The sequence below is a fragment of the Exiguobacterium sp. s83 genome (assembly GCF_018617095.1).
GTDB classification, from domain to species: Bacteria; Bacillota; Bacilli; order Exiguobacteriales; family Exiguobacteriaceae; genus Exiguobacterium; species Exiguobacterium profundum.
The window spans coordinates 1581568-1601997 of record NZ_JACSJP010000001.1; the positions used below are offsets into that span (position 1 = coordinate 1581568).

Annotated in this window: 12 protein-coding genes; 1 reads left to right on the forward strand and 11 read right to left on the reverse strand. The window is 52.3% G+C overall.

The window, feature by feature from the left end; translation table 11 throughout:
* Nucleotides 1-85: 85 nt before the first annotated feature.
* From KNO73_RS08175 to KNO73_RS08210, 8 genes are all read right to left on the reverse strand, one after another.
* Entirely contained in the window at nucleotides 86-2269 is a 2184-nt protein-coding gene (locus KNO73_RS08175; RefSeq protein WP_215112315.1) for a glycosyltransferase, read from the reverse strand.
* The gene (locus KNO73_RS08180) at nucleotides 2266-5331 is read right to left on the reverse strand and encodes a CgeB family protein (protein WP_215112316.1); all 3066 of its coding nucleotides are present in this window, start codon (nucleotides 5329-5331) and stop codon (nucleotides 2266-2268) included. The genes KNO73_RS08175 and KNO73_RS08180 overlap by 4 nt, the downstream gene beginning before the upstream one ends.
* Nucleotides 5332-5373: 42 nt before the next feature.
* Nucleotides 5374-5685 carry a hypothetical protein gene (locus tag KNO73_RS08185; protein ID WP_074036034.1) on the reverse strand — a complete coding sequence of 104 codons (312 nt, stop codon included), beginning with the start codon at nucleotides 5683-5685 and terminating at the stop codon, nucleotides 5374-5376.
* Between the two features lie 9 nt (nucleotides 5686-5694).
* Nucleotides 5695-8340, reverse strand: coding sequence for a glycosyltransferase (locus tag KNO73_RS08190; RefSeq protein WP_215112317.1), 2646 nt, complete (start codon nucleotides 8338-8340; stop codon nucleotides 5695-5697).
* A gap of 415 nt (nucleotides 8341-8755) precedes the next feature.
* Nucleotides 8756-9928 carry an IS200/IS605 family element RNA-guided endonuclease TnpB gene (gene tnpB / locus KNO73_RS08195; RefSeq protein WP_215112318.1) on the reverse strand — a complete coding sequence of 391 codons (1173 nt, stop codon included), beginning with the start codon at nucleotides 9926-9928 and terminating at the stop codon, nucleotides 8756-8758.
* 81 nt (nucleotides 9929-10009) lie between these two features.
* Nucleotides 10010-10498 carry a PIN domain-containing protein gene (locus KNO73_RS08200; RefSeq protein ID WP_214687353.1) on the reverse strand — a complete coding sequence of 163 codons (489 nt, stop codon included), beginning with the start codon at nucleotides 10496-10498 and terminating at the stop codon, nucleotides 10010-10012.
* 4 nt (nucleotides 10499-10502) lie between these two features.
* Entirely contained in the window at nucleotides 10503-10997 is a 495-nt protein-coding gene (locus KNO73_RS08205; RefSeq protein WP_168169861.1) for a helix-turn-helix domain-containing protein, read from the reverse strand.
* A 213-nt stretch (nucleotides 10998-11210) separates the two neighbouring features.
* The gene (locus tag KNO73_RS08210; protein WP_214730353.1) at nucleotides 11211-13289 is read right to left on the reverse strand and encodes a bifunctional metallophosphatase/5'-nucleotidase; all 2079 of its coding nucleotides are present in this window, start codon (nucleotides 13287-13289) and stop codon (nucleotides 11211-11213) included.
* 287 nt (nucleotides 13290-13576) lie between these two features.
* Between KNO73_RS08210 and KNO73_RS08215 the strand changes: the two genes are divergently transcribed.
* Nucleotides 13577-15388 (forward strand): hypothetical protein, encoded by a 1812-nt coding sequence (locus tag KNO73_RS08215; protein WP_214873189.1) that lies wholly within the window; start codon nucleotides 13577-13579, stop codon nucleotides 15386-15388.
* 34 nt (nucleotides 15389-15422) lie between these two features.
* Here the strand turns inward: KNO73_RS08215 and KNO73_RS08220 are convergent, their stop codons facing one another.
* From KNO73_RS08220 to KNO73_RS08230, 3 genes are all read right to left on the reverse strand, one after another.
* The gene (locus KNO73_RS08220; protein WP_251024874.1) at nucleotides 15423-15914 is read right to left on the reverse strand and encodes a hypothetical protein; all 492 of its coding nucleotides are present in this window, start codon (nucleotides 15912-15914) and stop codon (nucleotides 15423-15425) included.
* A 205-nt stretch (nucleotides 15915-16119) separates the two neighbouring features.
* Nucleotides 16120-18189 (reverse strand): heparinase II/III family protein, encoded by a 2070-nt coding sequence (locus KNO73_RS08225; RefSeq protein ID WP_214873185.1) that lies wholly within the window; start codon nucleotides 18187-18189, stop codon nucleotides 16120-16122.
* Nucleotides 18190-18302: 113 nt separating this feature from the next.
* Nucleotides 18303-20396, reverse strand: a complete 2094-nt coding sequence (locus tag KNO73_RS08230) for a heparinase II/III family protein (protein WP_215112319.1) — start codon at nucleotides 20394-20396, stop codon at nucleotides 18303-18305.
* Nucleotides 20397-20430 lie beyond the last annotated feature (34 nt).

Genomic DNA, 20430 nt, shown 5'->3' on the forward strand with positions numbered 1-20430 from the left:
CGCATTGTCCATCATTTTATTTCACATTCGATAATAAAACAATACTCATTATACTCTTGAACAATTCTTCGGTGCAATTACATTTTCATGACAATATCGTCGAAAATTGTTCGTGTGTTTTGCCTGAAATGATTTGTTCCATCTCTCGATAGAGACGATCGAGCGCGAAATGTTTACGGGCATACGCCTGATAGGCTTTTGCGTCCGTCATCAGCTTCTCGTTCTCTTCTTTATAAGAAAGAATCGTGTCGACAAATTCCATCGTATCCGTGACGAGCAGTTCGTCTGGGTAAATCGTCTCCGCGCCCGTCCAGTGGCGGATGAGCGGATAAGACCCTGCGGCCATCGCTTCGGCCGGTGCGAGATGGAAACTTTCCAAGTCACTCGTCGAGAAGACGAAGCCGATCGATTGGAGCCATGTGTCGACGTCATTACCGTGTCCATCGAAATGGACGTGGTCACGAAGGTCCGACTCCTCGATGCGTTTCAGTAACGCCTCGTAGTACGAGCTCTCCTCTTCGCGCTTCCCGATCCAATAGACATCTTTTGGATGGTGTCCTTTGAAGTGGAGCTGGTACCGTTTGTCCGTCTTCAGCAGCTCTTCGAGGACGTCGAGCGCGAGGTCCGGACGCTTCAGTTTCGGGTTCATGCCGATCATACCGAGACGGAACGTCAAATCGTCTGCCTGTTTCGGTTTGTCGAGCTTGTCTGCGTCGACGGCGTTGTAGATGACCGTCATCTGGTGACGCGAGATTCCGAACAGACGATGCATCTCTTCTAACATATACGGTGAGACGAGGATGATACGGTCGATGTTGTCGAGCGCATATTCCCGTGGAAATGGTGTTTCTTTCTCCTGACGATGAATTCGGACGATGAGGCGCTGATGCGGCAACTTATGTTGCGAGTACCAGACGGCGTTGCCGAGGCCCCATTCACAGAAAATGACGTCTGCTTGTGCGAGACATGCCTTGCTGTGATTCACATCATGAATCTTGTGTCCGTCCCACTGGTCGACGAGGACCCGGTAGCTCGGGTCGGCCTCAAAACGTTCCATGAACATGCGGATGAACTTCAAGTCATGACCGGCGAAGAGGATCGTCGTCTTCTGCATCTCCCAAATCGCGTCACGGAGACGTTCGAACGTGCTGGCGAACGTATAATTCTTCGCCATGTTGTAGAGCCGTTCCGCCGCATCCTTATAGATGGCTGGATGCGTGAAGGCGAGTTCAACCTTTTCGATAAATTCGTCTTCCGAATTGACGAAGAGCGGGTAGCTCGACCCGAGCAACATCTCGTGCATCTTGTTGCGGTTGAGAAGGACCGGCTTCCCGAGCGCCCCATATTCGAGGAGCTTCGTCGACAACTCGAGGCTGTCGTCAAGGTCCGGGTGGCGCCACGAGATGCCGATGTCGCTCTCTTCAATGAGCGTCTCGACGTCCGCACGCGGAATGCCTTTCAACCAGTGGACCCCTTCGTCCGTTTGGAGACGATGTGTCACTTCTTTACGGAAGTTCGGGTTGTTCGGGTCTTGGTTGAACTTGTCCCCCGCCACCTTCAACTCGACGTCCGGCATCCGGACCCGTACCTTCTCGAGCGCGTCAAGAATTTCAGCCGAGTACCAGAGCGGCGCGAACTTTCCAGTATAGACGAGACGTTTCGCCTGACGCTTGAACGTCGGCGTCGCCTCGCGCATGTTCGGGATCATCGGGTTCAAGATGAGGAACGGCTTCGGCGTCTGTAAAAACGTCTCGAAGTACGCCTTCATCTCCGCCGTCTGACAGAGCATGCGCGCCGAGCGGTCCGCAATCTTCTTCAAACGTGCCAACTCTTCCTGTGACGCGGCCGATGAATCATGCGTGAAATCCGTGAGATAAGTCCACGTCTTTTTCATCGTATGTTCATAGTCGGAGAGCGCATAAGCGAGCTGGAACCCACGGATGAACGTCATGTCATACTGTTTCGTCTCGACGAGCTCGTGGATGAGTTGGGCCGCCTCTTCCGGCTGGAGCACCTTCTTCTCATAGTACGGCTCGTCTTTCTTCGTCGAGTCTTCCGTGAAGACGTCGATGAAATTGACGCGGTCGAGCTGTTTGATCGACGCCGTCACTTCCGGTTTCACAATCGAGCGCTTCAAGAGCACGTCGACCTCGATGTTCGGGTCCTGGTTCAACATATGCACGACCGACGTGAGCCAGATGGCCGATCCGTCGATCAAGTTCAAATTGACGTCCCCGTATACGAGGATCCGTAGCGGTTGCTTCGTCATAACGTTACCTCCTGACGGTCCGCTTCATCCATGGCGGCACCGGCTTTCACATATTGATACGGGTCGACACTGAAGATGCGTTTGCCGGAACGAGCGAGTTCGTTCAAACTCTCGTCCGCTTCAAAGATGTGGAGCGCCTCCTCGACCGTATAGAAGCGGAGTGCCGACGGCTGCACGATCGAGCGGGACGGTGTCGCGTCAAACACATAACGATACGACTCGTCATGGTCCTGTTTGACGAGCTTGCCGTCATACGCATAGTAATCCTCTTTCGTGAGGACATCCGCTTCCGCATAGCGTGCCGCGAGCAGATAATCGCTCAAGTAGTTCGGACCGTAATAATCGTCCGACTTCAAATGGGCGACCCAATCGTACGACTCGACCATCTCTGTGAACGAGGTATAGTGCGTCAAGTAGCTGCGCATATACGTCGAGATCGATGGCGTGTTGTACGTGTTGTACACGTCGATGTGATCCTCGAACTTATCGAGGAACATCATGAGGTGTTTATGCTCATAGTTCTGTGCCTCGAACTGGGCGACGACGCGTTCTGCCTCTTCGCGCGACTTGATGAAGGCGACGACGGCAATCTTCTCGTGGTCGACGCGGTACGGGATACCGACGTCTTGGACGATCTTCGCCAGACGTTGCGTGTACGTGTGATACGTCAACACGTGGCGCATCCCACGCATCGCGATGTCCTCATAGAACGAGTCATCCGTCATCAAGCGGCGGAACGTCTCATCTAAGTCTGACTCCCCATCGTCGAGGAAGACGTAATCGCCAAGCATGGCGTCGACCCCGACCGAACGGGTGCTGACGACCGGTGTCGCGCAGGCGAGTCCTTCGAAGACACGACGTGAGAACATCGTTGGTGAATCGTTGACCGAGTTGACGTTCAACATGACTTTATACCCTTTATACGCCTTGGCAATCTGGTTGTACTTCAAACTGCCGCGAATGGCGTGACGGAACTGTTCCGGGAATTGGAGCTGGTCGCTCTCCCCGCGTTGGTTGATCGCATAGTTGCGGTCGTAAATGGCAAGACCGTACTTATCCGCCGCCGCGAACAAGCGGTCCATGTCGGCTTTACGCGATTCGTGACGGTTCGCATAATACGAACCGGCGAAACACGCGTACGGCTCACGCGTCCCCGGTAAGCGGATCGGGTTATGCTCTTTCGGCTGGGCCGCGAACGGTAACGCATCGACCCGGTCATGACCACAATCTTCTTTATAATTCGGGACGCGGTTCATGTCGGTCGTATACACATAGTCGAATCGCTTCGCCGTCTCGATGAAACGGTCGTAGTGAATCGGGTCTTCTTTGTTCCAAAAGACGGTCGGGATGTTGTGATAACGGCACCAAGCGAGAAGCGCGTCGAGCTCTTCCCATGTGTTCGTGCCATATTTGACGATTTTCTTCTCCCATGCACCGGCGTTCCCTTTCCACGCCGATTCGACGACGAGGACGTCCGGTTGCTCATCGAGCAGCACCGTTTTCCAGTTGTCCGGTGTGAACGTGATGAGCTGACATTCTGGTTTGTAGGATGCCATCGTGAACTCATCGAAGATGGCCGCGACCTTCAGTTCGTGTAGTTCACGTGGGATTGGTGCGAAGAAGCGCGCCTCGCGCACGTCCATCCACGTCGGGTTTTCTGTACCGTCGCTGACGAGTTCTTCCGCGACACGGATGCGGTCAACCCGAGCCTCTCCGACACCGTCGACACGTAGGGCGAAACGAAGGAAGCGGATGCCTCGGTCAAAATAGAAGACTTTCTCGCTTCCGATTTGAACCTGTTGCATGATCTGACGCTCCGTCGCCGAGTAGGCGATGATGTAGAGGACGACGTTCGCCCCTTCATCGGCCACACCGTCGAGCGTGACACGGTAACGACTGTTCGCCTTCACTTCATACGGGAACTCTGTCGGGAGCAGTTTGAAGCTGTTGTTCATCTCGGCATACGAGATGTAGCGACGCTGATCGTCCTCGCCTTTCAATTGGACGACGAGTTGGTCATCTCGACTCTTCAATTTGATGAGGTCGGGTGCTGGGATCGTCCACATGTCCGGTTTGAGGGACAAGACGTCTTCACGGCGGACACTCTTCTCGCGAATCATTCCGATATTCAAGTTCTCAAGCTGCCCTGACCCGTTCACTCGGATGAAATAGCGGATGGAACGGTGTGACGGTGCGATGCGGACGATACCGCTCAGTCCAAGTGGCACCTCGATCAGACGGTCCTGTCCTGACACCGTATACGTCGCGATGAAAAGCGACGCGTCCGCTGTCCCCGTACGGTCTCCTTTTAAATAGAACCGATACAAGTCATCATCCATATCACCCGTCTCGAAGTCGATGCCACGTGCCGTATCGACGTGTGGGAGCGCAACCTCGTCGACGCCATAGTGCGTATATTGATTCCCTTCGGCGCGCACGACGAGCGTATCCCCATCGAAGTGAGCAATCTCACTCTGTGGCTTGAGCGAGCGGAGTGACGCCGACGTAAGCGGATAACGGAAATCAAAAGCATCAAGTGATACGTTCGCAGCCGTCCCTTCGACTGTCCAAAGCGACAGCTTGCCGAGCATGAGCTCGACGAGGCTGAACGCTCCTGCCCCGTTGACTTCAAGATGAGCCCGGACGATTTGTTCACCCATGCCGAGCGTCACATCGACCTGATCGCCGTCCTGCACCGTCACGTAACGAGTACGTCCGCCTTTACGCACGACTTCTAACGTCAACGTTGGCATCAAGCCTTCACGCGATTTGACGCGCATCATGGCCGTGAACGTCTTTTGCCCTGCTTCGACCAAATCGTTCACGGAGATGATGTCTGAACTTGCGTTCGGTCGGAACGTCAAGATGACCGGCTCGTCCCCAGAGAAGACAAGGTCCGTCCCTTCAACGTGTACGTAAGGTGAGCGTGTATACCAATTCGGTACGACTTCACGTAGTTGATGCGATTTGTTCGGGCGTTTGTTCAACACTTTACGACCGAGTCGCTTCGACCGTTGTACCCCAAGGTAAGCGGCGCGACGTGCTTTTTTCTGCCAATCCATCCTCATATCCTCCAAATCATCGAGTCTTTCGAACTCGATTCTTTATTTGCGAATGCGTCGTGCAACCGCCTGTGCCTTCAAAATCGCTTTTCCGGCTTTCGATTGCACAAGACGACGATACTTCTGATTCAACACATCATATTTACGTTTCAAGTCACTGAGCGCTTGCTCTTTCTTCTCGAACGTCTTCACGGTCCATTCAAACGTGTACAGAAGATCTCCATACTTTTGAACGAGTCGTCGATGCTTTTGACGTAATAGACGTTCATCGTGTTTCAAATGACGAATCTCTTCTTCCTGCAGTTTGATTCGCTGTTTCAACAATCCGATTTCTTTTTCAAATTCGTTGCTCATGGTCTCACCTCACAAGTATGCGTCAAAATAGAGACGCTTCAATTCTTCTGTTTGTCCTGATTCATATAAGTCGACGAATTGTTTTACAATCGGCGTCTCTAATTCCATCGGACGATACTGTTCGATGATTTCATAAAGCATACCGGCATTGTCGACAAACTCTTCCGGTTTGCTGCGGCGTAAGAAGACGAGGTACCACATCGAGAAGAACCGTTCGAATCGAGTCGAGCGGTATTGGTCGAGTACGCCTTCGCGCGCGAACGCTTTCGCCCGTGCCGTCTCCCGGATGACACACTTCATAAAGTACTTCTTCGTGATCGTATTGACCGTCGAACCGGCGACGGCCGCGTAATAGTCATGGATCGTCAAGTCGAGCAGGGCGACGCGTCCTGCGTTGAGGAACATCTCTTGGAAGAAGAGTGAGTCTTGCCCGACCGCACCGATGACTTGTTTCAAATCATGCTTCTGGATGAAGTCTTTTTTGATGACCATCGTCTGGATACTCTGCACCTTGAAGTTGTGCTCGAGCAAGTACGCTCTCGGGTCTTCGATGACGCGAACGCCATCTTTTTCAAGACCGTCTAACTCAATCATCGCCTCACGGTTCGCAAGCTTCAACATACTTCCGACTGCGAGGTCGAGCGAGTCGTCCTCTTGCATGACACGGAACAGTGCCGCATAGCCGTCGTTGACCGCTTCATTGTCCGGGTCAAGGAAAGCGATATATGGCGTCGTCGCGAGCTCCACCCCTTTGTTCCGTGGACGTGAGGCGCTCCCGCTACCGCCGTCGTTGAACGAGTACGTGTAGACGTTCGGATACTTCCGGACGAGACGTTCGATATAGCCGATCGTCTCTTGGTCCGTTGAACCGTCGTCGACGAGCCAGATTTCCATGTCTTCAAACATCGAGCTACGGCGAAGACTCGAGAAGCACTTGTTGTATAGATAGCGACCGTTGTTATAAATCGGGACGATCATCGAAAGCTGATAGTCACCTGGTTCGTTCGGGACGAGCACGTCGTCTGGGGCGAGGAGTTCGAAATGATCGATAGCATAGCCTTGACCTTCGACGCGTTGGTCGTTCCGAAGCGTCTCAAGCGACACGTGACTAGCCGCGAACATCGTCAAGGCCACATCAGCATAATCTTCTACGAACTCATGGATGGTGTCCTGCCCTTTCGTCACGAACGAGACGTCCGTGTATTTGAAGGCGTTGACTAAGTCTTCCACATAGTAGTCGAGATAGTGATGACTGTCGTCAAACACGGTCACAAAGTCGGCTGTACGTAGGTCGACTTCTTGTAGCTCCGCTTCGGCGACGAAGCGCTTGTGCGGATACGACTGACGCTCGAACTGTTCGCGCGTCGCCGTCACATCACCGCGACCAATGACGAGGACGTCGCGACGGATTTCATGGTGGATGCCGAGAGTGAACAACATCTCACTGAAGCGGTCGTACATCGTATGATTCGAGAAGATGGTCCGGACACCAGACAGTTGATGCTCGAGACGCTCTTCGTCCGTCTTAAACATCTCTAAAATCCCTTGTGCGTCCAAGGCGCTTGTCGCGATGAACACGTTCGGGAAGTCGTTGTTGACGGCCACGTTGTAATTCGTCAAGACGAGTTGTCCGCGGGCCTGTGCCTCATAGATGGCTTGCGCGCTCATCGTCGGACTGTGCTTCACTTCATTGACGTGAAGCACCCAATTCGATGTCTCTCTCAGCTTCTCCATATCCTCAGGGTCCCCATGGACGAGGACATCTTGAAGCGACTTTGGTGCGAGTGACGCTTTCGACTCATTCGCCTCACGCATCACATAGAGTTCTTTGTTCGCATCGCGAACGCCTTGCGCGAGCGTCTCCAAATCTTTTGCGAACCGCTGGACGGGAAAACGGTTCGTCACGACGACACGGTCTGTCTTGCCACGCGTCATTCCAATCGGGTTCACATGAAGCGGGTCGACTCCCGGGCGGATGACGAAGACCCGTTCATGCCCGGCTTCTTCCATATATTCCGTTACACGCTCCTCGTTTGCCGTGAAGATGTAATCACATTGTGCGGCAAGTGAAGAGAAGCGGTCGAAATGATTCGTATCGAGTGTCGTTTCGAAGACGACACGGATCTCCTTTTGTTTCGCCTTGCGAATCAAGTTTCCGAGCCAGTGACGAGAGTGCGAGCGTGGCGTCCCCATGTGATGGAAGGCCGTCGTCTCATCTTCTGTGAGCGCTGCCGAGATGAGCAGGAAATCGATGTCTTCTGCTTCAAGCAACTCTAAAAAGCCTGTCACGTTCTCAAAGTAATGGGTGTGACAAAGACGTTCGAGCTCTTTGGCCCGCTTGACCGGTCCGACGAACGCGACATGCACATTCGCCTTCTCATAAAAACTGCTCCCGTTCGACTGGATGCGTGTCACATCAAGTTCTGGGAGGCGTTTCCGAGCTGCTTCGAGCTCTGCCTGTAATGCGGTTTGTTGTTCCTCGAACAGTTTGTCATCTAGACGCGGGCGTTGCGCCTGTCTCGACAAAGAAGGAAGTTCATCTAAGGTAATCAAGTCATCCCCGACCAATGCCTCTTTTCGGTTGACTCGTTCTTTTTCTTCTTTTAACCACGCGATATGCTTTTGCACGTCGCGTAGCGTCGCTTTTACATCCATACGTCCGCTCCACCTTTTTTAAGTAATCAGTATTTCTTCATCTTATCGTATCTTAACAGAGTTACATGTCGGTCGCAATTTGATGACAAATGCACACGCCCGAGTTTCCTACAAAAAAGACGGACCCATAAATGGATCCGTCTCGAGGAATACCTCACTCATAATGATGACATGTCAAAACGTCTAATCAAGTTGATTCCAAATCTCAAAGAAATCTTCTAGTCTTGCTGAGAATTCTTCATCTGACAGTACTGCCTCATGCAATTCAGTAGAGACAGATAGATATTCGCCCCTACCCGTATCATAAAGAACCTCTTCATCCGCTTCGGACAAGAATAGATTTGAACTACCCCCACCTACGCTTCGCTTAGAGGTGGGGATTCCTGAGTTATCCTCTCTAACGAGAGAAACCTGATCAGGCTAGCCCCGTCGTCCCGACGGTTGAAGAAGCTAAGATGCGTTCAGCTTCTAATTTCAAGTTCAGTCCTGCGTTCACATCACGGTCGTGGTGGACCCCACAAGCCGGGCATGTCCATTCACGCAGACCAAGATGTTTCACGTCTTGGTGTCGATGGCCGCAACTCGAACACAATTGGCTCGAGGCGAAGGTCTTCCCGACCTTCACGACGGTCTTGCCGTACCAGCCGGCCTTATACTCGAGCATGCGAAAGAACGCCGACCAGCTCACTTCGGCGATCGACTTGCTCAACTTGCGGTCCTTCTGCATGTCCTTCACCTGCAGGGTCTCGATGCCAATGACGTCGTGGTTTTTGACGATTTCGGTCGACACCTTATGTAGGAAGTCGGTGCGCTTGTTGGCGATCTTCTCGTGGATGCGGGCGACCTTCCGCTTCTGCTTCTGGTAGTTCTTCGCCTCGGAGAGTCTCACCCTCTTGTTCAGGGCGATGCGCTGACGACGGGACAACTTACGTTGCTCCCGTGCCAGTTTCTTCTCGAGCGTACGGAAGTAACGGTCGTTCTTGTACAATGTGCCGTCCGATAGAACGGCGAAGTTCTTCAGCCCGACGTCGACGCCGACCGATGAACCGGTCTTCGGCAGCTCACCGATCTCCTGCTCTACGAGAAGGGAGACGAAATATTTACCCGAAGCCGTGCATCGGATCGTGGCGCTCAGGATGCGACCCTCGACCTGTCTCGAGTTGGCGAAACGCAGCCACTTCAGCTTCGGGAGTTTGAGTCGATTCCCGACGATCGAGACCTCGGGGAGCTGGGACTTGCCCTGGATGTTCGCCGTATAGGATTGGACGGGGTTTCGCTTCGACTTGAAACGGGGATGATTCCCCTTTTTCTTGAAGAACTTCTTATACGCGTCGGCCAGGTGTTTGACACTGTTCTGGACGGCCGTGCTGTCCACTTCCGTCAACCAACCGAATTCCTGCTTGAGCATGGGAAGTTCTTTCGAGCAGGCATCATACGACAGTCCCTTGCCGGTCGCTTCATGGGCCGCGTCCCATTTCGACAGGAAATGGTTGAACACGAACCGGGAACATCCGATCGTCTTGGCAATCAGGAGTTCCTGTTCCTTCGTCGGATAGATCCGGAATTTATAGCCCTTGTGCTTCACCATGTGACGGTCACCACCTTTGAAGATATTTTACCCGAAGAAAAGGCTGGCGATTCATCTCCCACTTTCACGTAAGCCCTGTCCTTAACGTTTAGAAGTGGGAGTATTCTCGCTTAATTTTGATAAAATGAAATCTTTGATATTCCGTGTCACTAATATCGCATCTTGCTCATAAGCTGCACTCAGAATCCTCGCATCCGACACTTGCATGTGTTGCGGTGTGAGTTGACATTCTTCATGAATGCGCGACCCATATTTAGCTTTTAGAATGGCGCTTAACTCCCTCAACTTATTCTCAATTTCACGCGTACTTTTCTCATAGACGATTTGACAATCGTTCACAGCATCGAGAATACGTTGGCGTTCATTCGGTTTCGGCGGGATTTCTGCCAATAGTTGTACATCTAGTTCAACTTTCACCTCTTCAGGAATCATCAAAATCGCATTAGAATCCTCTTTGATTTTTTTCCAAAAGTGTTGACACTGCTTCTGATGTTTTTGTGCCTCAACGTCATTAGAACGCGCACTCAAATCTCGAATCACATTCGTATCAATCACGTATTTAACAATCATCATTTCACTCTTTCACTTCATCGACGTCCTGTAATAATACAGAAGCGAGTCGTTCGGACGATCGTCGTTGTTCTTGAAGTTCAAGCAAAAGTTCTTCTAAGTCAGGATGACTCACAAATTGTGAGGAAGGGATTCGCCATTTCCCTTTCCCGTTCAATGTACGATGCGCTTCAATTTCATTTGCCATACACTTCCGCCTTACCATTTGAGGAGAGATGGAGAGTAATTTTCCGACCTCAGTTACAGTAAGATATTTCGGCAACAGATGAATGAGGTTTTCTGAAACGGTGTATTGACTCACGATTGCTTCTTCTCGTTCTGACAATTTGATATCAAGGCTTTGCTCATATTCTTTAAGCGCATTGATTGCACGGCGAACAGCACTTTGACGCTTTAGGTCATTATTCAATTCAGTGGCGACTTCTATTTTTTCAAGTTGAGCATCCCGTTCAAGCACCTTCATGATGTCATCTTTATGATTTTTGTAATCTTTCAGCATACATCTCATCCTCACTTTCGAAACAAACGAAACAAACGAAACTTAATTATATTATACCCGCTCTTCTACTTATTGAACAACTTGATATAAAAGTAATTTGATTGAAGCACCTCAATAAAATAGACACCCGTTCCAAGTAGCTTGAAACGAGTGTCCATCGATAGTCACAGGGCAATTTCTCTTTAGAAATTCGTCCCTAAAACCATTATTCACTTACTCTGCAGCATTGACGTCGACGATCCGTCCTTCAACAGCCGGTGTGACTTCTTCACCGAGGCTGATCAAGTGATCGCGGAAGTTTTCCCAGTCGATGAGACCGAGGTCATTGACGCGGCCTTCATCAAATGCTTTCTTGAACTCAGCGTAGTTGTCTCCACCTTGCGCTGTGAAGAAGTTCGTTGCGACTTTATAGCTCGTCGCATCATCTACTGCTACGAATTCTGAGCCGTTGTTGTATTCCAAGCTAACGATGCGCTCGCCAGCCGGTTTCGAGCTGTCGAACAACACTTTGAATCCAGATACGTGGAGGAAGCCACCACTTTCGAGCGGGTAAACGCCAACGCTACGCTCAAAGGCCGCTTTCAATTCGCTACCTTTCAAGTCCATGATCGCGAGCGTGTTTCCGAACGGTAATGTCGTCAACACTTCACCTGTCGTGATTGGACCTTGGTCGATTTTCGCACGGATTCCACCACCGTTTTGAACGGCACCGATGACAGCTGAATCATACTCTTTCGCTTTCGTGAGCATACCGTCTGTGATCAAGTTTCCGAGCGCTGTTTCGTTTTTACGAACACTCACACCGGTTTCATTGCCTTCGTCATCTACACGTGGGTTGAGAAGTGGTGCCGTGAGTGAGACGCCGATTGGGTCGTTGCTGATGCCATCAACCACTTCTTTGAACGGTGCGAGAAGTGAGACCGCGTATGGGTCCGGCTGAAGTGGCTTCACATCAATCAAGCTACCTGCATGTTTGACGATTTTCCCGTCTTTGTCGAACTCGACATCGAGTGTCCCGAGGAACTCGCTGTATTGATATGCTTGAACGATCAATGTCGGCTCAGTTTTGCCTTCAGTGACCATGACCGGCTGGTTCAAGCGTGAATGTGTGTGACCACCGACGATGATATCGATGCCATCTACGTTCTCAGCAAGCAACTGATCGTTGTCGAATGCTGGGTTGTCGTTATATCCAAGGTGTGAGACCGCAACGATTTGGTCGACACCCATCTCTTCGAACGCATCGACTGCTTTTTGTGCTTCTGTGATGTAGTTTTGGAATTCGATTGGCCCTGGGCTAGCGATTGTAGCCGTCTCTTCTGTTGTCAAACCGAAGAATCCGACCTTCTTGCCGTCGACCACTTTGATGACTCCTTCATACAAACGACCGTTATACGCCTTATCCGTCGTTTCGTTGCGGTACAAGTTCTTCATGTATTGGTCTTTTGAATAGTCCACGTTCGAGCTGACGAACGGGAAGTTCGCATAGCGGACGAAGTCAGAAAGTTCTTTATGTCCTTGTTCCGTACCAAGGTCGAATTCGTGGTTACCTGGCACCATCAAGTCGTATTTCATGTAGTTCATGAGTTTGAGGTCGGCTTGACCTTTGAACTCGTTGAAGTAGAGCGATCCTGAGAAGACGTCCCCTGCGTCGATCAAGAGGCTATCTGGCTTCTCGGCACGAACTTGCTTGATGGCTGTCGCACGGTTCGGTGCGTACTTGAGCGCTGCGTGCGTGTCGTTCGTGTGCATGATCGAGAGCTTGTATCCTTCTACTTTATATGGAACTTCGAGTGTGATCGTTTTTCCGCGGTTCGTGTATGTAGCCGTCGCGACGAATTCGCCGACTTCATCTGTGTTGATCCCGCTCCAACGAACTGGTTTTTCGTAAGTGCCGCTCGCGAAACGCACATCTTGCTTCACGATTCCGACTGCTGGCTTCCCTTGTTTGAACACGAGTGGCTCAGACGGCGGAAGGATTTCAAGTGGATGATCGAGGACGCGTACACGTTTCTCGATGTACATGCCTTTTCCTTTTACGATCCCACGTGCTGTTTGGAACGTGCCGAGCTTCTCGAGGTCAACGCTTGATTTGTACCAGTAGATTGGCGCCCCTTTATATGTAGCGTCGAGTGCTGCATCCAAATCTCCTTTGTATACATACCCTGACTTCGCCTTGACGACCGATGCTTTCGGTGCAGCTTCTGTGACAGCAGCTGGCGTGAGTGATGCCGTCGATACAGCGGCTACGGCAAGCGCTGTATACAGTTTACGTGATGATTTCTTTGCCATGTCCAGTTCCCCTTTCGGATTTGCGAACAAGACACATAGAGGAAAGCGCTTACATCGTTCGACTTATATGTAATCTCATTGCCCCAAAGTCGTCCGTTTTTCCCCCATATGTACAATTCGCTCTAGTTCTAACGTACCGGAAACGCGTCCAATAAACAATCACAAATTGAAGATTTTTAACCTTTTTACAATTTCCACAAAAAACGATTCCCTCTTTATGACAAATAGGCGAGAGATGGCAAAACCATTTGGGATATAATGGTTTCTAGAAAGAAGGAGGTACATTTATGTATAAAAAATTGTTAGGTTTTAGTCTATTATTCGTCGTCCTGTTCGGGATGCAGTCCGTCGAGGCGGCATCACCGTCGTATAAGACAGTCCAATCCACCCCACTGAAGGCGTCTACGCAAAAAGGGGCCAAGACCTTGATGACCGTGAAGACGAACACGAAAGTCGCGCTCCTCAGCAAGACGAACTCTTGGGCCCACGTCCAAATCGGTAAAACGAAGGGGTATCTCTCCATGCGGTCCGTCATGCCGCTCGAGACACCGATTGCTTCCTATGATATGAACGAAGTCATGAGCTATAAGGGCACGGACATCGTTAGTATCTCCGGGACCAGCTACAAGATCGACCCAGCACTCAAGCCATTCTTCCAAAAGAACGGCACGGCACTTAAAAGCATGCTAGTCGTACCGAAAACAAAGGACCGTACGTTGATCGGTTGGAAACAGCTCAGTTTCTTCCCGCTCGGTCAACCTGCCAGCTCGCTCGTCATCGACAAAGCGGCAGCGAGTCGGATCGACAGCTTATACATCCCTTGGAATCCGATGTCACCGAACTTCACCTTGACGACGGCAGGACCGCTCCGTCAAGTCGTCGCGAACGCACATGCGCATGACCCTGCAATCGATGGTGAGGTACAAAAACTCACCTTGAACGGTCAGATCGAGCAACTCCATACGGCAGGGGAAGTCCAGATCGCCGGAAAAGGAACAATCGAACGGTGGGACATCTCAAAAGATACGGAATATTCATATGAGATTCCTGTTCGGTATACAGGAGAGGTCGGCTTCTTGAACATCCGCAACACAGATGTCGTCGTACGCGGGACGAGCACGCTCAAAGTCCGTACCGTCGCGGCACCGACGAAGACGCATGTCCTCGGAGGAAAGAACGGCGTCATCGGTTCGATCAAGCCATCGAAGACGATTCGCGGGAAGAAAATGGGGAAAGCCGAACTCGCCATCGACAAGATGTTCTCGAACGTGAACGAAGCATCGGTCACGGCTACTCTCGACACGTTGAACATTCCCTACACGACAGCGCGTGTCGGCGACTATGTGACGGCACTTCGCCAAAATGAGGCGGCTGGACCGAGCAAACGCCTCGTCAACTCGGCGACCGACCTGAAAGACATCGTCCGTCTCGTCGATGCGGTCATGACGACGAAACAGACGACACCGGCCTACGTGCATACGTCAGATTCTCAACTGAAAATCCAGACGTTCCATGACCATGTCGACAACGCTTCTTATTACAATCAATATACACGTGCTGTCACCGCAATGGTCGCGGATGGCACATTGCAGTCAATCCGTTTCAAACGTCCACTCATCGAGAAGAAAGAATGGTATATCAGCCAGGAGAAAGATCAGACGTTTGTGTACGATTTCCCTGTCGGATCGATTCGACTCGTCACCATCGACGGCAATACGACTCGTAGCCTCGTCATGGAAACGAAAGCAGTCGAGCGTCCGAACTACCCGGAATCTCGAATCGAACTCGTCTCCATCAATGACAAACCGCTCTCTGCCTATCAGAAAGAGCCGCCTGCCTTTGAGGCGAAAGTGATCGAATCCGGATATCGGACGTATGTCGCCATCCGTTCGAGTGACAAGGAATGGTTACGAAACACTCACTTCTTCTCCGTCGATGTGAACGCAAACTATCGAGATGGGGGTCCGGTCTCAACGGACAAGATCAACCTCGGAGGATGGAAATCGTCCGAAACCATCATCTTTGAGATGCACGGAGCGAAACGATTGAACAACCTCACGATCCGATCATTCGGCTACAAAGACGCCGTCTACAAGTGAAGCCTACAAAAAATGACATCCTCGGCTGAGGATGTCATTGTCCGTTCGGCTGACTGATGATCGTCAACCAGACGTTTGAGTATACGCCCGCTATAATCGCGTAATCGTTCGGGTCCGCCAAATTGAGCAGGCGCCCGTCTTTATAGAAATATAAGTTCGTAATGACGCCACCACCTGATGAACCGATGGTGATTCCACGGGCCGTGAGCGTCTCGTCCGGGTCCGTGATGATCGAGACGACCGAGTCGAAGCGGTCCCGCTTGACCGTCAAATAACCGCGGTTTTGATCGATATACACTTCTTTAAATCCACGTGGGTAATGGGAAGCATTCCCATGAATGTACGGTCCTCTTTTCGGGTCGAGGCGAAGCGCCATCCCGCTGAACGTCAACTGTTCGCCGGTCGTGGACGGAAGAATGAAGTCATTCGCTTCCGCATCGTCCGCCGCGCGCGTCCAAAACACCCCCGCCACCAGCAACATCGCGACAAGCGTTACCTGAAGCCCACTCATCATTCTCTTTTTCATCCGTCTTTCCTTGCGACTCATTAGGTCCTCCTTCATGCGTTTTGCCTAGAACTAGTTCAAAAGAATGCATGACTTTATCCCTATCATCATCCAAACATTTTCGCATATGTAAATGATATACATGATTCTTATACAATTATTGTAATATTGTTGGCAAAAATCATCAAGGAAAAACTCAAATTCGTCTGATTTTTTTATAATCGAGTCAATACGGAATTCGGATGACGTGCTTCGTCCCGCTCTCAAGCCAATATGAGACGATGTACCTATCCCCTGTTTCTTCCACTTGCGTCTTCACGATGCGAGAATGCGTCCGGTCGAGTCGGATGAGGGTCAAGAAGCGGACGTCCGTGCCACATTCGATGGATACGACCTGTGGACGACTCACCCATTCGAAATCACGAGCCGACACGTGACTTTCTTCGATCGTCATATACGATTCTTCCCCTGTCATGAGTTGGACGATCTGCATGGCGCGATTCGACGCATCCATGAACCGGACGTTTTGGGACTCCGGCGACCCTTCGACGAGGTCGAGCCCCGGCGCCACATGGAAGCGCTGAACGAACAAATCCGGTTCTGGTGACGTGATGCGGTCGAAGACGACGAGCGTCCGCGCTTGATCGTAGACGACCTTCCGAGTGTGGAGGGCCTCTTTTCCGATGAGACGGCTCACCCCTGTCGCCATCACCTGCTTTCCAGTCGGTTCAACAGATACAATCCCACTTTCTCCGACCCGCTCGACCGACAAATCGAGCTCGTCCCCGAGGCGATGCACCGTGTTGTGTGACGTGACGCGCATCGCCTCCAAGCGTTCCTCGCAGTCCGCATACCCATATCGCCCCGTCTCGACGATGAAATCACGCCCGAGCCCATACAGTTCGAGGCTCAGGTCGTCCGCATGCTTGTGGGCCGCACCGTGATAGCCCGCCGTCATCAAAATATAGGTCGCATCACTGAAGGGACGCTTTACATGGGTCCAATATTCACGCATGACGGCATAGTTCGAGCCGAGGTTCACCATCCGTTCAGACGGACAAACCCCTTCCCCTCCCCCGCTCAACGCGTAAGCGAGTGACGGATGTGACTCGACGTCCGGAATCAGATGCCGTCCCCGAATCTGTCCGCCCGTGTCGCCGACCATCGGGAGGGTCCGATTCGGCTTGATCAGATGGACGAGGCGGTCCGGCATCGCGTCGATGACGTCAAACCGGTCGGATAACGGGAAGCCGTTCACGTTCGCCCAGTCGACGAAGCGGCTCAACATATGATAGACGTACACGTGATAGCCCGGCGAATGTTCGAGATGGGTCCCGTCTGTGGCGAGACTCGAATCGAGCTGGGCATCGAGACGCGCGCGGGCGACCCGTTCCCATTCCGGGCTCCGGTCGAACTCTGGGAAACAGGAGGCGATGGCGAAGAGCGCCATGTTCTGGAACAGCCCGTGATTATGGCGCGGCCGATAAAACGTCGGCGTCGCCAACAAGACGGCATGATCGTACAGCATCTTCAACAGCTTCTCGGTCATGGATGGGTCACGTTCGATCGGTGCACAGCGGTACGCCTCAAAGAATCCGAGCAGATGGAACACACGGATCGCCGTGCCGTGCTCATGGTACGCCTCACGTTTCCGACTGACCGTGAATGCAGGATGACGTGTATGCCAACTATCGACGATACGGGCGGCGTGTTCCACATAAGCCGTCTCTCCCGTCACCTCGAAGGCACGGGTCAGCTGATGGACGGTCGTCAAATAATGGAGCTGGAGGTAAAAGGAGTTGTTGTCCACCCGCGGCACCATCTGATCCCAATCGAACGTGGCGACGTCCGCGACACGTAACGCGTCGGGTGCTGCCGGAATGTACCAGTCGCCTTGTAAGACACCGTCCGCAAAGCGAACGGCCTGGTCGTCCGTCAATCGCTCATATCGATACGGGGCGATCGGCCGCTTGTCCTGGATGTACTGATGCACGAGCAGGCGGTCCATCCGGTCGGACAGCCTCGCTTTCGTGAGCGGGCGCGTCATGACGAGCATCGTATCGGACGCTGAGACGAGCGTCTGTCTGCCGTCAAGACGAACGACGTAATAACGACCGTACGGGCGTATGAGCCGACCCGTCCCGGTCTTCTCGAGTCGCGCCTCCGGTACGACCCGTCTTCCTTTCCACTGATAACACATCGTCCCCGCCGAGATGACGACGTCCCACCCGTGGCTCCCCCGTGCCGCGAGCGAGCCACCAAATTGGGCGACGAGTCTTGCGATTGAATGTTCCATTCGTTCCCTCACTTGTCATTTGTTATACTTGAAAATTCTACCTTAGCAAATGGTGGGATTCAAGAGTTACCCAGTCGTTCACACAAAAAAGCCCAGCTTTCGCTGGGCCCTGCTCATTTTGGTACGTTGATCGTATTCGTCGTGCCGTTCGAGAGCGTATACGTGACGACGTATTGCTCCGGTTGCTCGGCTAACGAGGCGTCGACGATCGACGTGCTCGTCCGGTCAATCCGGATGAGCGTGAGGTAACGGACGTCATCCCCATACTCGATCGAGACGACTTGTTCACGCGGCTTCCATTCGAAGTTGCGGACAGACAAGTGACTCGGCTGAATCGACATGTACGACTCTTCGTCCGTCTCGAGCTGCATCAACTGGATCGTCCGGCGCTTGTCATCCCGGAACGTCACGTTCTGCGCGTCCGTCGAACCGGCGTATGGCTTCAAGCCGTCGCCGAGATGGAATCGCTGCACGAACATGTCCGGAGTCGGCGAAGTGATCTTGTCGTAGACGACGAGCGTCTTCGCCTTGTCATAGACAAGCGTCCGGCGATGAGTCGCACCTTTCCCGACGAGGGCACTTTCTCCGATGGCGATACTCGTATCGCCCTTGTCCTCGACCGATACGATTCGGCTCTTGCCGACCATACTTTTACTCAAGTCAAGATTTTCCCCATAGCGGTGCACGGTGTTGTGCGCCTCGACCTTGAACACTTCCCGGCGTCGTGGGTCCTTCGAGTAGCCAAAGCGTCCCGTCTCGACGATGAAGTCACGGGCGAGCCCGTACAGATCGATGCTCAAGTCATCGGCGTGCTTGTGACCGGTACTATGATACCCCGCCGTCATCATCACTTGGGTCGCTCCCGAGAACGACTCTGGTGGACGTGACCAATATTCGCGCATGAAGCTGTACTGGTCGCCGAGTTGTTTCGTCAACAGTTGCGGCACCGTCCCCTCTGCCCCGCCACTGACGGCGTAGGAGAGTTCCGGATAGTTCTCGGTCTTTGGAATAATGTTCATATCTTTTAAATAACCAGTCGTATCACCGAAGATCGGGAGCGTCCGGTTCGGCTTCAACATATAGGTGAGCTGGTCCGGCATCTTCTCGATATATCCCGACCGCGACGGCAAGACGAAGGCGTTGGCGTCGGCCCATTCGATAAACTGCGACAACGTTTCATACACATATACGTGGTAGTACGGTGAATGCTCCAGATGGACCCCGTCAGGCGAGATGCTAAAGGCGAGTTGGGCCTGAAGGCGCGAGCTCGCGAGCGACTGCCACGTCTTGCTCTTGTCGAACTCTGGGAACGTCTGTGCAATCGCCGTGAGCGCCATGTCTTGGAAGATTCCATGGTTGTGCTCTTTTTTATAGAAGTCAGCGGATGCTAAAATCTCGCCATGCTCGTACAGCGTCTTCAAGATGAGCTCGGTGAACGCCGGGTCTTTGTTGAGCGACGTCTGCTTGTACACGTCCCAGAAGTTCAATAGATGGAAGACGCGGAGCGCAGTGCCCTGGTCGTTGTATCCCCACTTGAGTCGTTTATAGTTATAGGCCGGATGCGCTTTCGTCCAGCTTTTGACGAGACGCTCGCCATATTTGAGATAGGCGAGGTCGCCCGAGTCGTTATACGCCTGCGTCAATTGGTTCAACACCGTCATGTAGTGGATTTGGAACGGGAACGAGTCATTGTTGACATCCGGGACGTCTTTATGCCAATTGAACGTGTCGATGTTCGGTACGGACAATTGTTTCGGCTCCGCCGGGATGTACCAATTGCCGGCGAGTGCCTGATCCGCATACATTTTCGCATCTTCGGTCGTCAAGCGAGCATACTCATACGGGATGTGGGCATCGGTCTCTTTCATGTATGTATGAATGAGCGGACGGTTCGTCGCCGATTGGATCCGTGATTTCGTCAACGAGCGGGCCGGGACGACCTCGGCTTGACTCTTCTTCACGTAAATGCGTTTGCCGCCTGACATGGCCAGATAATACCAACCGGACGGGCGGACGATGCGATACTCTTTCGTCGCGTTCGTCTTCTGGAGCGGGACTAACTTCTTGTCTTTCATTTCTAGGAGCGTCGTCGACGGGGCGACACGGGCGTTAAAGTCCGAGTTTGCCGCCGCATCGGCCGTGAGCGGGGCGAACAGGAGCATCCCACTCAGCACGCCGATCGATAATCGTGTATACAAAGGTTTCATGATATTCCTCACAGTTTCTGTTTGATTTTACCCT

Excerpts from the sequence above, each read along its gene's own strand:
- KNO73_RS08205 (WP_168169861.1), bottom strand. The coding sequence starts at position 10,997 with ATGCTGAAAGATTACAAAAATCATAAAGATGACATCATGAAGGTGCTT.
- KNO73_RS08215 (WP_214873189.1), top strand. The coding sequence starts at position 13,577 with ATGTATAAAAAATTGTTAGGTTTTAGTCTATTATTCGTCGTCCTGTTC.
- KNO73_RS08225 (WP_214873185.1), bottom strand. The coding sequence starts at position 18,189 with ATGGAACATTCAATCGCAAGACTCGTCGCCCAATTTGGTGGCTCGCTC.
- tnpB (WP_215112318.1), bottom strand. The coding sequence starts at position 9,928 with ATGGTGAAGCACAAGGGCTATAAATTCCGGATCTATCCGACGAAGGAA.
- KNO73_RS08190 (WP_215112317.1), bottom strand. The coding sequence starts at position 8,340 with ATGGATGTAAAAGCGACGCTACGCGACGTGCAAAAGCATATCGCGTGG.
- KNO73_RS08200 (WP_214687353.1), bottom strand. The coding sequence starts at position 10,498 with ATGATTGTTAAATACGTGATTGATACGAATGTGATTCGAGATTTGAGT.
- KNO73_RS08175 (WP_215112315.1), bottom strand. The coding sequence starts at position 2,269 with ATGACGAAGCAACCGCTACGGATCCTCGTATACGGGGACGTCAATTTG.
- KNO73_RS08180 (WP_215112316.1), bottom strand. The coding sequence starts at position 5,331 with ATGGATTGGCAGAAAAAAGCACGTCGCGCCGCTTACCTTGGGGTACAA.
- KNO73_RS08210 (WP_214730353.1), bottom strand. The coding sequence starts at position 13,289 with ATGGCAAAGAAATCATCACGTAAACTGTATACAGCGCTTGCCGTAGCC.
- KNO73_RS08220 (WP_251024874.1), bottom strand. The coding sequence starts at position 15,914 with ATGAAAAAGAGAATGATGAGTGGGCTTCAGGTAACGCTTGTCGCGATG.
- KNO73_RS08230 (WP_215112319.1), bottom strand. The coding sequence starts at position 20,396 with ATGAAACCTTTGTATACACGATTATCGATCGGCGTGCTGAGTGGGATG.
- KNO73_RS08185 (WP_074036034.1), bottom strand. The coding sequence starts at position 5,685 with ATGAGCAACGAATTTGAAAAAGAAATCGGATTGTTGAAACAGCGAATC.